General features: G+C 29.3%; 12 protein-coding genes and 1 pseudogene. All 13 read left to right on the forward strand.

From position 1 onward, the window contains the following. Positions 1–240 (forward strand): annotated as a pseudogene (locus GOQ27_RS17345) (hypothetical protein); the annotation flags it as partial. 376 nt (positions 241–616) lie between these two features. After that, a complete protein-coding gene (gene galU / locus GOQ27_RS11725) occupies positions 617–1486 on the forward strand; it encodes a UTP--glucose-1-phosphate uridylyltransferase GalU (protein ID WP_207751305.1) in 870 nt (289 codons plus the stop codon). Positions 1487–1570: 84 nt separating this feature from the next. Next, the gene (locus GOQ27_RS11730; protein ID WP_203367059.1) at positions 1571–2482 is read left to right on the forward strand and encodes an SDR family oxidoreductase; all 912 of its coding nucleotides are present in this window, start codon (positions 1571–1573) and stop codon (positions 2480–2482) included. 202 nt (positions 2483–2684) lie between these two features. Continuing rightward, entirely contained in the window at positions 2685–3878 is a 1194-nt protein-coding gene (locus tag GOQ27_RS11735; protein ID WP_203367060.1) for a glycosyltransferase family 4 protein, read from the forward strand. 14 nt (positions 3879–3892) lie between these two features. Continuing rightward, entirely contained in the window at positions 3893–4678 is a 786-nt protein-coding gene (locus GOQ27_RS11740) for an ABC transporter permease (RefSeq protein ID WP_203367061.1), read from the forward strand. A 1-nt stretch (position 4679) separates the two neighbouring features. Further along, positions 4680–5432: an ABC transporter ATP-binding protein gene (locus GOQ27_RS11745; protein ID WP_203367062.1), complete on the forward strand. Its 753-nt coding sequence runs from the start codon at positions 4680–4682 to the stop codon at positions 5430–5432. A gap of 28 nt (positions 5433–5460) precedes the next feature. After that, complete coding sequence (locus GOQ27_RS11750; protein ID WP_252187824.1) at positions 5461–6732, forward strand: glycosyltransferase; 1272 nt, start codon at positions 5461–5463, stop codon at positions 6730–6732. Between the two features lie 3 nt (positions 6733–6735). Further along, on the forward strand, positions 6736–7620 hold the full coding sequence (locus tag GOQ27_RS11755) for a class I SAM-dependent methyltransferase (RefSeq protein ID WP_203367064.1): 885 nt from the start codon (positions 6736–6738) through the stop codon (positions 7618–7620). 103 nt (positions 7621–7723) lie between these two features. Beyond that, complete coding sequence (locus GOQ27_RS11760) at positions 7724–9826, forward strand: glycosyltransferase (RefSeq protein WP_203367065.1); 2103 nt, start codon at positions 7724–7726, stop codon at positions 9824–9826. Positions 9827–9837: 11 nt separating this feature from the next. Then, positions 9838–11148, forward strand: coding sequence for a nucleotide sugar dehydrogenase (locus GOQ27_RS11765; protein WP_350445913.1), 1311 nt, complete (start codon positions 9838–9840; stop codon positions 11146–11148). A gap of 70 nt (positions 11149–11218) precedes the next feature. Then, entirely contained in the window at positions 11219–12628 is a 1410-nt protein-coding gene (locus tag GOQ27_RS11770) for a sugar transferase (protein ID WP_203367066.1), read from the forward strand. Positions 12629–12655: 27 nt separating this feature from the next. Beyond that, entirely contained in the window at positions 12656–13765 is a 1110-nt protein-coding gene (wecB, locus tag GOQ27_RS11775) for a non-hydrolyzing UDP-N-acetylglucosamine 2-epimerase (RefSeq protein WP_484477125.1), read from the forward strand. A 141-nt stretch (positions 13766–13906) separates the two neighbouring features. Continuing rightward, positions 13907–14610, forward strand: a 704-nt coding sequence (locus GOQ27_RS11780) for a hypothetical protein (protein WP_203367068.1), incomplete at its 3' end; no start/stop codon positions are given.

Consider the following 14610-nt stretch of genomic DNA (forward strand, 5'->3'; position numbering starts at 1 on the left):
ACACCAGAAGAGGCAATCATAGGTGGAGCTAAATTCATATCAGAAAAATACGTGAACAACCCTGTATATGCCCAAGATACATTATATAAAATGAAGTGGAACCCAGATATCCCAGGAGTACATCAATATGCCACAGATGTAGGCTGGTCATATAAACAAACAGCTAAAATAAAGCAACTATATGATCTATGTACAAACTATTATTTAAGATTTGACGTTCCTAAGTATGGAATGAAATAAGAATAGGTAGTAAAAGATAGGACTTCTAGGAGCCCTATCTTTTTTTGACCTAAAAGTGATACTATCTCGTCATCCTGAGCCCGTCGAAGGATCTTATCTTTTAAAAGTAGAACATTAGTAATACAATAGTGAAGTACGAATGTATATATGGATAGAGGTTAAAAATAGGATAAGAAGGGTATAATTGAAAATAAAATTAACAATTTAAAAGTGTAAGAGAGTAAATTTGCTATGTTCAGTATGACAGATTATGTCACTCTGAGCCTGTCGAAAAGTCTTAAAATGATATATATTAACTTAAGATATCACATAACCTTCACAACTTTTTTGGTAATATAGAGTATAATATACAAAGAGGAATTAAGGGGGCATTCAATTGACTATAAAGAAAGCTATTATTCCAGCAGCTGGCTTGGGTACACGATTTTTACCTGCTACCAAAGCTCAGCCTAAAGAGATGCTACCAATTGTAGATAAACCGACAATACAGTATATTATAGAAGAAGCAATAGCTTCAGGGATAGAGGATATCCTTATAATAACCGGAAGAAATAAAAGAGCAATAGAAGATCATTTTGATAAATCTGTAGAATTAGAATTAGCCTTAGAAGAAAAAGGAAAAAATGAATTGTTAGAACTAGTTAAAGGTATTTCTAATATGGGTAATATTCACTATATAAGACAAAAGGAACCCAAAGGATTAGGCCATGCAATCAATTGTGCTAAGAGTTTTATAAATAATGAACCCTTTGCAGTACTTTTGGGAGATGATGTAGTATATTCTCCTGAGAAACCCTGCCTAAAGCAATTGATAGAAATATACGATGAATATAGAACTACCATTCTAGGAGTTCAGCAAGTGCCAAAAGAAGAAGTAAATAAATATGGCATTGTAGAAGGGAAATATATAGAAGATAAGATATATAAAGTTGACAACCTTATAGAAAAACCAAAAATAGAACAATCTCCTTCAAATATTGCCATATTGGGTAGATATATAATAACTCCAGAAATATTCGATATATTAGATAATACAGATCCAGGCACTGGTGGAGAAATACAACTTACCGATGCATTAGTAGAATTATCAAAAATTCAGGCAATATATGCCTACGAATTTACAGGAAAAAGATATGATGTTGGTAATAAGCTAGGATTTTTACAAGCTACAGTAGAGTATGCGTTGAGAAGAAGTGAATTAAAAGATGAATTTAAATCATATTTAAAAAAATTAATAATAGAATAGTAATGTAAGAATGATAGAATCCAAACTGATTTTATCATTCTTATCCATTTAAAAGGTTAGGTATAGAGAGGAAGATGAATTAGTATGGATACAGTATTAGTTACTGGGGGAGCAGGATTTATTGGTTCAAACATAGTGGACAGACTAATAAAAAATGGGGATAAAGTAATAATAATAGACAATTTATCCACAGGAAAAAAAGAGAATATAAACAAAAAAGCTATTTTCTATGAAAAAGATATTAGAGACAAATCTATAGAAGAAGTATTTGATGTTGAAAGACCCAAATATGTGATACATCATGCAGCTCAAATAGATGTACAACAATCAATAGAGAATCCAGTACTCGATGGAGATATAAATATACTAGGAACGATCAATATTTTAGAAAATTGTAAAAAATATGATGTTAAGAAGATAATTTATGCATCATCTGCAGGAGTCTATGGAGAACCTGAATATTTAGGAATAGATGAAAAACATAGTGTAAAGCCTATATCCAATTATGGCATATCAAAGCTAACTCCGGAACATTACATAAGAACATACAGTCAAATATATGGACTTAAATATACAATATTGCGCTATTCAAATGTATATGGTATTAGACAAGATCCTAAAGGTGAAGGTGGAGTGGTCTCTATTTTTATGGATAAGATGTTTAATAAAGAAAATCCAATTATATTTGGAGACGGAAGTCAGACAAGGGATTTCATATATGTTGATGATGTAGTAGAGGCTAACATATTAGCACTACAAAAAGGTGATAACCAAATATTTAATATAGGTACAAGTGTAGCTACTAGTATTAAAGAATTATTTGATATTATGAACAGCATAATTGGGTATAATCTAAAGATAGATTATAGTCAATGGAGAAAAGGAGATATTATTCATAGTTATTTTAATATCTCTAAAGCTAAGAATAAATTGGATTGGACTCCAAAATATTCATTAGAAAAAGGCATTAATATAGTAATAAATTACTATAAGTAATAGTTTGAATAATTTTTAACAAAATGTAACATCTAACATGCAATTATTTGACGATATTTATAATGAAGAAGTGATATAATTGTATATTATACATTTGGTATGTAATTACATATATACCAAAGTAGAACTATTGACTATTTCTTGATTTAGTATCATACTATACTAATGATGAAAGATATTATGATAAGGACAAGGTGTTTATATGAAGGTATTATTAATAACCCAACATTTTCCTCCTGAGATAGGAGCAGCATCAAATAGAATGAATAATATTGCATATTATTTGGGCAAAGAAGGTGTAGATCTTACAGTTCTAACTAGTGAACCAACTTACCCTAATAGAAGACTCTATGAAAATAGTACATGGGAAAAAGAGGATAATGGATTAGACAATATAGATATATTAAGAGTAAAGAATCCATTTAAAGATTATTCAACGAATAAAGTGAAGAGAATAGGATTATATCTGAACTTTATGTTAAGAGGAATACTAGATGTAATAAAAAATAAGAAAAGATTTGATGCTATCATAGTTACTTCTCCGCCTATATTTGCAGCTGTTATAGGAGTAGTGTTAAAGAAAAAATATAAAAGTAAACTAATATTAGATATAAGAGATCTATGGCCTGATTCTATAAAGGATTTAAAAATTTTTAAGAACGATATGATATTGAAACCAGCATATTTTTTTGAAAAGATAATGTACAAGCGTGCAGATAAAATCATAATAAACAGTGAAGGCTTTATAAATCCTTTAAAGTCAAAAGGGATAGAAGATAATAAGTTAGTTTACATACCAAACGGTATAAGAAGTCGGGATCTCATAATCAATAAAAATGACCTTGAAAAAAAGAGAGATGTAATTGAAGTTATATATGCAGGGACAATTGGATATGCTCAAGGAATTGATTCTCTTATTGAAGTAGCTAAATCCTTGAAAGATCACAAGAATATCACATTTAAAATTATAGGTACAGGGGTGGAGTTAGAAAAAATAGAAGACTTAGCATCCCAATATCAATTGAATAATGTGAAATTTTTAGGGGTATTATCGAAGAATGAGGTATTCACACAGTTATCAAAATCCCATATAGGATTTATTCATCTAAAAGACTTAGAAGTTTTTAAAACAGTTATTCCATCGAAAATATTTGAATACATGTTAGCTGAGCTACCAATAGTAGGAGGAGTTAGAGGCTATATAGCTAATATGATATCCGAAAAATCCGTTGGGTTAATATCAAGTCCCTATGACGTTAAAGTAATGTCAGAAAGTATATTGAAGTTAGCCCAGGATGAAGATATGAGAAAAGAAATGGTAAATAATCAAAGAAAATTATTAAAAGATGAGTTTATTTGGGATGAAAATATAAAAAAACTAATAGATCTATTATAGAAAGGAATTAGAATATGTCAGTATTTAAAAAAGCGATTAATGATTATAAGAAATATAGAGAGTATATATTATATACAACTAAATCAGATTTGAAAGTTCAATTATCAAGTACATTTTTAGGATATTTTTGGTGGATATTAGATCCTCTTATGTACATGCTAGTATATATGCTAGTAGTGATGGTGATTTTCCAAAGAGGAGGAGAAAACTTTCCAATATTTGTGTTCTCAGCCTTAGTGCCATGGAAATGGACAGTATCTTCCATAATGGATAGTACTAGTAGTATAGCAAGTAAAGGTGGTTTATTACAACAGGTATATCTACCAAAATTTATTTTGCCTTACGTAAAAGTATTAGTAAACACTGCTAAATATATATTTGGTATATTTGTATTATTGATACTAATGGCATTTTTTGGAGCTCCATATACTTGGCATTTAATCGAATTTTTCATAGTGTTTTTAGTCCATTTTTTATTCATATTAGGAGTAGGTTTTATACTATCCCATCTTGGAGTATATTTTAAAGATATAAATAATATATTACAATTTACTATAAGATTATGGTTCTATTTGTCACCAACTCTATATAGTTTACAAGATGTTCCTGCAAAAGTGAGGATATTATGGTGGGCAAATCCAATGACTACATTTTATGCTAGTTATAGAAATATATTTTTATATGGCAAATCACCTCTATATCCTCAATTAGGATTCTGGGTTGCGATGAGCTTATTAATTATTTGGATTGGGTTAAAATATATCTACAAATATGATAAAAACTATACGAAGGTGATATAAAATGAATAATTTAGCTATTGAGGTAAAAAACATTAATGTTAAATATAAATTTGTTAAAAGTATGAATATAAAACAAGAATTAATAAAGATGATTAAAAGAAAGAAAGAAACAAGGACTAAGGAAGTTTGGGCATTAAAAAACCTATCCTTTAGCATAAAAAGAGGAAGTAATGTAGGGATTATAGGAAGTAATGGTTCAGGAAAGACAACATTATTAAAAACTATAGCAAGTATATTCCAACCAGACTCTGGAGAAATATGTGTACATGAAAATTCTATCTCGTTATTAACATTAGGAGCAGGATTTCAACCAGAACTTAGTGGGTATGAAAATATATACTTGAATGGTTTGATACTTGGATTTACTAAAGAACAAATAGATGCAAAAAGAGAAGAGATAATAGAATTTTCTGGGATAGGAGATTTCATATATTCCCCTATAAGAACATACTCTTCTGGTATGAAAACAAGACTAGCATTCTCTATTGCTTGTCATATAGAGCCAGATATCCTCTTGATTGATGAGGTTTTAGGAGTTGGAGATGAATCATTTAGACAAAAGAGTAATGAAAAACTAAAAGAACTAATTGATCATGACAGAACTGTTATAATGGTATCCCATAGTTTACCAGCACTACAAGAACTATGTGATGAACTTATATGGATTGAAAAAGGAGTATTAAAGGAATATGGAGATACAGAAACAGTATTAAACCATTATAAAGAATATATGAATAACCTAAGAAGGAAATGAGGTATTTAATTTGAATAAAAATGTTTGTATGTTTGTTTGGAATCATTTCACAAATGATGCAAGAGTATTAAGAGAATGCACAGCCCTTACTGAAGCAGGCTATGATGTAGATTTGATTTGTATCCATGATCCTGATGATAAAGATCTTTTAATGGAAGAAGAGATAAATGGATTTAGAGTAAAAAGAGTAAAGAGGTATCCTGATCTATATCTGAAATCAAAGGAATGGAGAAAGTCTCTATCTAAATTAAAAAGAAAAGTAATGAATAATAAACTACTAATGATACCACTAATTCCTTTAGGAATTGTTGCATTACCCCTATTAATATTATATAAACTAATCGGTCTATTTCTTAAAAAAACTAATCTTATGAAAGTATATATACGATTTATGATATTTGCTAGGATGATTAAAGAAGGACTTAATAAGAATTATGATATATATCATAGTAATGACCTAAACACATTACCTCAAGGGTATATTTGTAATCTAATGAAGAGAAAAAAGCTTATATATGACTCCCATGAGGTGCAGACAGATAGGACAGGTTATGTAGGAAAACAATACTATTATTTAGAAAAGTTTTTAATTAAAAAAATAAATAGAATGATAATGACTACTGATACAAGGGCAGAATATACAGCTGATTTATACCATATAGATAAACCTGAGGTGATACACAACTATCCTTTTTATAGAGAAGTAAAAGATAAAGTTGATCTATATAAAATAGCAGATGTTCCACAAGATGAACCTATATTGTTATACCAAGGAGGTATACAAGAGGGTAGAGGAATAGAAAAGGTGGTAGAAGCCATACCATACTTTGATAGAGGTATTGTAGTATTTCTTGGAGATGGTAAGATAAAGCCCAAGATAATGGACATGGTAAAAGAAATGAATCTTTCAGATAAAGTTAGATTTGTACCGAAGGTTCCAGTAAATGATCTACCTAAATATACTAAAAATGCATATCTAGGATTTCAAGTTTTACAAAATATTTGTTTTAATCATTACTCTACATTATCTAATAAACTATTTGAGTATATGATGGCAGATGTTCCTGTTATAGCCAGTGACTTTCCAGAGATAAAGAGAATAGTAGATGGAGAAGGAACTGGGGTAACTGTTAATACAGAAGACAGTAAAGAGATCGCCAAGGGAGTAAATGAATTATTGTCAGATAAGGGAAAATGGCTAGAATATCAATTGAAATGTAAAAAAGCTAAAAATATATATAATTGGGAAAAAGAAAAAGAAAAGTTCATCGATATTTATAGAGATGTTCTGGAGGTGTAACTAATGAAACAACCAGCAGATAGAATTACTGAGGCATATTATAATGATTTAGGAGATGAATTTGGAAAGAAGGTAAGAGAGCGAATTCATTGGGTTTGTTCACAAGCAACTGGCGAAAGAATTTTAGATATAGGATGTTCTCAAGGAATTACTGATATTTTATTAGCTAGAGAAGGTAAAGATGTCCTAGGAATAGATATCATGAAAGAGTCCATAGATATAGCTAAACAATCCTTAGAACAAGAATCAGAAATCACACAAAGTCATGTAGAATTTAGAGTGGAAAATTTTATGGACTTTGAAGATAAAGGAAATAAATATGATGTTATTATCATGGCGGAAGTGCTAGAACATATAACAGATCCAAGAAGATTTATAGGGAAGGCCCAGGGTCTACTTGAGGAAAATGGAAAAGTCATAATTACAATTCCCTTCGGAATAAATGATTATTTTGATCATAAAAAGACTTATTATATGTATGATATGTATGAGATGATTAAGGATTATTTTAGAGTTTCAGATATTCACTTCCTTGGAAAATGGATAAGCTTTATTGCTATAAACAAAGAAAGTGAGACCAATCTATCTATAGATGAAAATATAATTAAACAATTAGAAAGTAATTTTTATGAGATAGAACGAGATTATGTAAGTAAAATAAATGGATTAAATAAAAAGACTTCTGGAGTTAGTTCTAATAAAGTTGAAACCTTAAAAAAAGAATTGGTAGAGCACATTTCTAATGAACAAGAAGCCTTAAATAAATATAAATTACTTTTAGCTGAAAATGAGAGAATAAAAAAAGACTATAAAAAAATCAAAAGAAAATATGATGCATTAAGCAATTCCAAATTAGGTAGGTTGCAGTTGAGATACTGGAACAAATAGTGAGTTTACTCTGCAATTCATATGAAGGAGGGGGAGAAATATTCTAAAATTTGACGAAATAGATACTAGATTAGATTACCTACAAAAAAGAAAAGATGAACTATTGAGAGATGACTATAGTCATAGAAAAGAAATTACTACACAAAAAAATGTATCAGTAATTATACCTACTTACAAAGGTGAAGATTATATATTAAGATGTTTAGAATCACTAAACAATCAAACCTTAGATAAAAAAAGATATGAAGTAATCATAGTATTAAACGGCGAAAAGGATAATAGTGAAGATCTAATTAAAGAATTTATCAATCAGAATCAGTTAGAAAATTTCATATTAACCTCTAGTGAAAAAGCAGGAGCCTCTGTAGCACGGAATGTGGGAATTAATATCTCAAAGAATGAATATATTACTTTTGTGGATGATGATGATTTTGTTTCCAAAGGATATTTAGAAGGAATGTTAAAGGATGCTAAAAGAAATAGTATTGTTTGTTCTCTTTTTGTAGATGTTAAAGAAGATAGTGAAGAAGTAATTGATGAAAATTATATAAATACATTTATACTAGACAATCTAGGTATAATTGATAATGACTTAATAAAAATGAGACCTCTTTTATCATCGGTAGCAGGAAAATTAGTTCATAGAGATGTTATTGGAGATATAAGATTCAGAGATTCGTTAAAAAGTGGGGAAGATGTAGTATTCTTTACAGAAATCTCTAAAGATATTAGAAATATAATAATTACTGATGATTTAAAGGTTGCTTATCATAGAGTTTTAAGAAGCAATTCTGTTTCTAGACAAGAAGTGAGCTTTGAGTTTAATATTAGTCAACGCTTAACTGTTATCAAAAATTTAAATGAATTTATGTTTGACTTTGGTAAACTCTATAATAGAGAATTTATCAAATTAAGAATTAAAGCTCAGTCTAAATTTATTAAAGATTATATAGATAAATTTCCTAAAGATAAAATGAAAATCATTAAATTAGTTCAAGCTGAGGAAAAAATAAGATATTTTCCTTTTTCTTATATTTTTAATGACGAGAGAAAATTAGTATTCTCCTATTGTTTTCCTCCATATAACGATCCTAGTGGAATAGTGGCAATGAAACGTATAAGTGAAGATTTTTTTGAAAATGGAGTTATATCTGATGTAATACAAAATAACATGGAAAATATTAGAGCTATAGATAATAGTTTAAATGAATTTGCAGAAATGTTTATAGGTAAACAGATAGAAGTGATGACCGAACCATATTTTAAACCTAAATTTCAAATAAAGTATGCTAAAAGAGCATACAGGATAGCTAAGAATCTAAACAGAAAATATAATTATAAAGAAATCTATAGTAGAGTAATGTGGCCTGGATCTCATTTTGCAGCATTTTACTATAAATTAAGAAAACCTAAGACTCATTGGAAAGCTGAGTTTTCTGACCCAGTGTTATATAGAGAAGGAAAAATAAGAAAATCCAATAGGTTTAAGTTTATAGATAACTTCTGGTTTTGGTTAGAGTGTATACCTTATATTTTTGCAGACGAATTAGTATATACAAATGAAAATCAAAGAGAATATATGATTTCATATTTTCCACTGAAATTTTTAAAAAATAAAATACTAAAAAAATCCGTAATAAAAAATCAATCATCACTAGAAAACAAATATTATAAGTATAAAAACAACCCAGAACTTGAAAATAACAAAATTAATATAGGATATTTTGGTAGCTTCTATAAAAATAGAGATATTTCAAGTGTGTTTGAAGTATTTAAAAATTTATCTGATCCTATTAAAACAAGTTTTATATTCTATGTTTTTACTAATAATATAGATGAATTGAAAGATTATCTTACCGTTAACAATTTGAATGAATATGTGAAGGTAAATAGTTACGTAGATTATTTTGATTTTTTAAACCTTTCTTCAAAGTTTGATGTGCTCTTAGTAAATGATGCTATAACAAAAGAAAAAATAGGTATAAACCCCTACTTGCCATCTAAGTATAGTGATTATAAAGGTAGTCAATCTGATATATGGGCAATTATTGAAGAAGGTAGCCCATTAAGTAAAAAAACAGATGTTAAATACTTTTCTTCAGTGGGTAATAAAGAGAGTATCAAAGAAGTATATAAAAGTATATATGAAGAATTTAATAGAAAAAGATTGTATATAGAGACTAATAAATATTTAAATTGTAGATAGGAGGAATTATAGTGAATAAGGTTTGTGTAATAGGATTAGGGTATATTGGATTACCAACGGCTACAATGTTTGCTTTAAGTGGAAAAGATGTTGTGGGGGTAGATGTAAATAAAAAAGTAGTAGAAACATTAAATCGAGGAGAAGTTCATATAGAAGAACCCGGGCTAGGGGAATCTTTCAAGAAAATGGTAAATGAAAAGAAGATAGTAGCAAGTACCACACCAGAAGAAGCGGATGTATTTATAATTGCAGTACCAACACCAAATAAAGATGATCAATATAAATCTTGCGATCTAAAATATGTGGAGTCAGCAACTCAATCTATATTGCCATATATTAAAAAAGGTGATGTAGTTATTGTAGAATCTACTATAGCTCCTACTACAACAGATGAAGTAGTGAAACCTATTATAGAAGGAGAAGGATTTAAAGTAGGGCAAGATATATTCTTAGCCCATTGTCCAGAGAGAGTTCTACCAGGTAAGATAATGGAAGAATTAGTAGAGAACAATAGAATAGTTGGTGGAGTAACAGAAAAATGTACAGAAGAAGCAGCAAAAATATATGAGGTCTTTGTTAAAGGTGAAATACTTAAGACAACATCAAAGACTGCAGAAATGTCAAAACTAATGGAAAATACATTTAGAGATGTAAATATAGCTTTAGCAAATGAACTTACAAAGATATGTAATAAACTAGATATTAATTCATTAGATGTTGTTAGACTAGCTAATAAACATCCAAGAGTAAATATCCATACTCCGGGACCAGGAGTAGGGGGACACTGTTTGGCAGTAGATCCATACTTTATAATAGAAAAAGCTCCTGAATTAGCTAAAATAATAGCACTTTCAAGAGAAACAAACAATAGTATGCCAGAATACGTAGTATCTAAAGTAGAGAAGATGTTACCTAAAAAAGACTCAAAAGTATCTGTATTTGGTATAACATATAAAGGAAATACAGATGATTTAAGAGAATCTCCTGCATTAGAAATAGTAGAGATATTAAAAGAAAAGGGATACAATGTGGTATTACATGATCCTCATGTAAAAGATACAGAATTAAATTTAATAGATAGAAAAGAAGCAGTAGTAGACTCGGATATGATACTAATATTAGCTGATCATAACGAATTTAAAGATATAGATTATAAAGAATTAACCAAGGAAATGAATACTCCTTTGATATTTGATACAAAAGCTATCTTAAAAGATGAAGACTTTGAAGGATCAAATATTATATTTAAGAACTTAGGAAATATATCTGATGATGAACTACAATACTTTACAAGCAAGCTTGTAGCAGCTGACAGAAATTAAGTGACACAAGAGAAATCACACCATATTAATATGGTGTGATTTGGTTAATTAGAGAAAAGAGGTAATTGCTATGATATTATCAAAAATAGCTCGGTTTCATAAAATCAATAAAATTATAACAATGATAATAGATATAGGGTTGATACTTTTAGGGTTCTATTTATCATATCTAGTTAAATTTAATTTTGATATTCCTGCTAGGAATATAGAACCATTTATAGAAGTACTACCTATAATTGCAGTATTTACCCTGATATTTTTCGATGTATATGGACTATTATCTATAAGGAAGAATTCTCAGGTAGAGACTATACTATCTTTAGTTATAGCCCTTGCTATGATTTCTTTATCTACAATGGCAGTTACATTCATATATCGAGGCTTTGCTTTTCCAAGAACAATATTCTTTATAGCCTATGCAATCCAACTAATATTACTAACTATCTGGAGACTATTATTAATCAATATTGTTAGAAGAATTCACGGTATTAAAGAGATATTAATCATAGGGGAGAAAGAAAATACAACTAATATAGCCAAAAAGGTATTAACTAATAGACATTGGTATACAGTCAAGTATCTATATTATAAAAATGTAGATAGAGATTTATATACATATATAGATAAAGTAGATGCAGTGATGATTACATCGGAAGTAGATTATGAAAAAAGAGTAAAGATAATAGAGAGATCTCAACGAAAAAATAAAGAGGTATTTATAATACCGAATCTTCAGGATATGTTCATACTAAACTCTAAAATAGAACAATTTGATGATATATTGACCTTTAAAATAGATAAGATGGAACTATCATTAGAACAAAATATAATTAAAAGACTTCTAGATATAGTTATATCTGCTATTGGATTATTGATTACATCACCATTTATGATTATAGTACCTTTAATAATAAAAATAGATTCAAAAGGACCTGTACTATTTAAACAAAAAAGAATAACAAGAAATAATAAGGAATTCTATATATATAAGTTTAGGACTATGATAGATGATGCAGAAAAGCAAACAGGACCAGTATTTAGTGATAAAGAAGATCCTCGAATAACAAAGGTTGGGAAATTCTTGAGAAGTACTAGAATAGATGAGATACCTCAGCTCCTAAATGTACTAAAAGGGGATATGAGCATGGTAGGGCCACGACCAGAGCGACCATATTTTGTTCAGAAGTTTAAAGATATAGACCCTGACTACTCCTATAGAATGAATGTTAAATCTGGAATCACAGGACTTGCTCAAATACTTGGTAAATATGCCTCCTCATTTGATGAGAAATTAAAATTTGATTTGATGTATATAAGAAACTACTCTGTACTATTAGATATAGCACTAATACTACAAACAATAAAAGTAGTTTTTATGAAAGATAAGTCAGAGGGACTTGTAGATACAAATCTAGATGAAATATTGGAAGAGATAGGATTAGATATAAAATCGGACTTAGGTATAACAAGGATTAAATAAATGTAGAAAGAAAGGAGTGCTAAAATGATAAAGATAATGACAGTTTTTGGTACTAGACCAGAAGCTATAAAGATGGCTCCTTTAGTGAAAGAATTAGAGAAAACTGAAGGAATAGAACCAATAGTATGTGTTACAGCTCAGCATAGAGAAATGCTAGATCAAGTATTAGATTTATTCCATATAACTCCAGATTATGACCTAAATATTATGAAAGATAGACAAACAATCACAGGTATAACAACTAGAGTATTAGAAGGTATTGAAGAGGTAATATCAAAAGAAAAGCCAGATATGATATTAGTTCACGGAGATACCACTACTACCTTTGCAGCATCTCTAGCAGCATTCTATCAAAAAGTTCCAGTAGGACATGTGGAGGCAGGACTCAGAAGTAGAGATAAATATTCTCCTTATCCAGAGGAGATGAATAGAAGTCTAGCAGGAAGAATAGCAAGTATTCACTTTGCTCCTACTATAAGTAATAAAGAGAACTTATTGAAAGAGAATATAGAAGAAAAAAATATAGTTGTAACAGGGAACACAGTTATAGATGCGTTGATAGCTACAATAGATGAAAATTATAAATTTGAAGAAGATATATTAAATAAGATAGACTTTGACAATAAAAAGGTAATATTACTAACATCCCATAGAAGAGAAAATCTAGGGCAGCCTATGATAAATATATTTAACTCAGTAAAAAGAACAGTAGAAGAAAATGAAGATGTTGAAGTAGTCTTTCCCGTACACTTAAATCCTAAGGTAAGAGAATTAGTGAATGGTGTCCTGGAAGGAGTAGATAGAGTACATCTAATAGAACCCCTGGAATACAAACCCTTCGCAAACCTAATGGCCAAATGTGATTTAATCATGACAGACTCAGGTGGAATACAAGAAGAAGCTCCCTCTCTAGGAAAACCAGTAATAGTCCTTCGAACAGAAACAGAAAGACCAGAAGCAGTAGAAGCAGGCACAGTAAAAGTAGTAGGAGTAGAAGAAGAGGACATATATAATGAATTAAATTTACTTATAAATAATAATGAAGAATATATAAAAATGTCCAATGCAGTAAATCCCTATGGGGATGGTAAAGCCTGTGAGAGAATAGTGAAGGGGATAGTGAAATATTTTCAGTAGGAAAACTGATATTATAGATAGGATTTATATAAATCCTATCTTTTTTAATGTCATAATATTGCTTTTATTTTACTAATACTGTAAAATAAAAAAGATAATTAACTTAATATTTAAGTTTAAATTAAAGGGGTGGGTGATAAAATGGTAAAAAAGACAGTAATGGCAATATTAATGATTTTAATTCTTATAAATATGCCAGTAATAGGAGCAGCAGAAGAACCAATTTATCCTGTGATTCAATCAATAGGAATAACAGAAAGTGAAGCCATCAAAAGTGGACAAGCTATAGACTTCATATTAAATGTAGAAGAAATCCCTGAAGCAAAAGAAGTAGAATTATATTATAATAACTTAGAATCTCAAGAAGGAATAAATGTTATATTAGCGACAGAAAGCTCTACGAATACCTGGAAGGGAAATTACATAGTTCAAGAGACAGATGCTAGTGGTGAGTGGATTTTAAATGAACTAATAATAAGGACAAGTAATGGAGAAATTATCTATACAAAAGAAATGTTAAGTGGGTATAATAGTAGGTTTTTTATAGAGGAAGAAAATTCATCATTGATTAGTAGTACAAATGAAGAGGAAATAACTTCAAATAATAGTCAAATAGATTCGACAGTTAATGTTGAAGAAGATAATAGTATTAATAGTTTAAGTCTAGCATCCGCTAGTGAAGAGCCTAGAATAGAAAGTTTACAAATTATATCGAATAAGACAGAAGGGTATACCAATGAGGAAGTCACAGTAAACCCAGAAGTGGTTTTAGTAGGTGACATAGAAATAGAGTATAGATATTGGGTAGGAAGAGATGGGAAGTGGAGTATAGTAAAGGACTACAG

Source organism: Anaeromonas frigoriresistens (assembly GCF_016820655.1).
Lineage (GTDB): Bacteria > Bacillota > Clostridia > Tissierellales > SIT17 > Anaeromonas > Anaeromonas frigoriresistens.

Excerpts from the sequence above, each read along its gene's own strand:
- GOQ27_RS11730 (WP_203367059.1), top strand. The coding sequence starts at position 1,571 with ATGGATACAGTATTAGTTACTGGGGGAGCAGGATTTATTGGTTCAAAC.
- GOQ27_RS11735 (WP_203367060.1), top strand. The coding sequence starts at position 2,685 with ATGAAGGTATTATTAATAACCCAACATTTTCCTCCTGAGATAGGAGCA.
- GOQ27_RS11740 (WP_203367061.1), top strand. The coding sequence starts at position 3,893 with ATGTCAGTATTTAAAAAAGCGATTAATGATTATAAGAAATATAGAGAG.
- GOQ27_RS11745 (WP_203367062.1), top strand. The coding sequence starts at position 4,680 with ATGAATAATTTAGCTATTGAGGTAAAAAACATTAATGTTAAATATAAA.
- GOQ27_RS11750 (WP_252187824.1), top strand. The coding sequence starts at position 5,461 with ATGTTTGTTTGGAATCATTTCACAAATGATGCAAGAGTATTAAGAGAA.
- GOQ27_RS11755 (WP_203367064.1), top strand. The coding sequence starts at position 6,736 with ATGAAACAACCAGCAGATAGAATTACTGAGGCATATTATAATGATTTA.
- GOQ27_RS11770 (WP_203367066.1), top strand. The coding sequence starts at position 11,219 with ATGATATTATCAAAAATAGCTCGGTTTCATAAAATCAATAAAATTATA.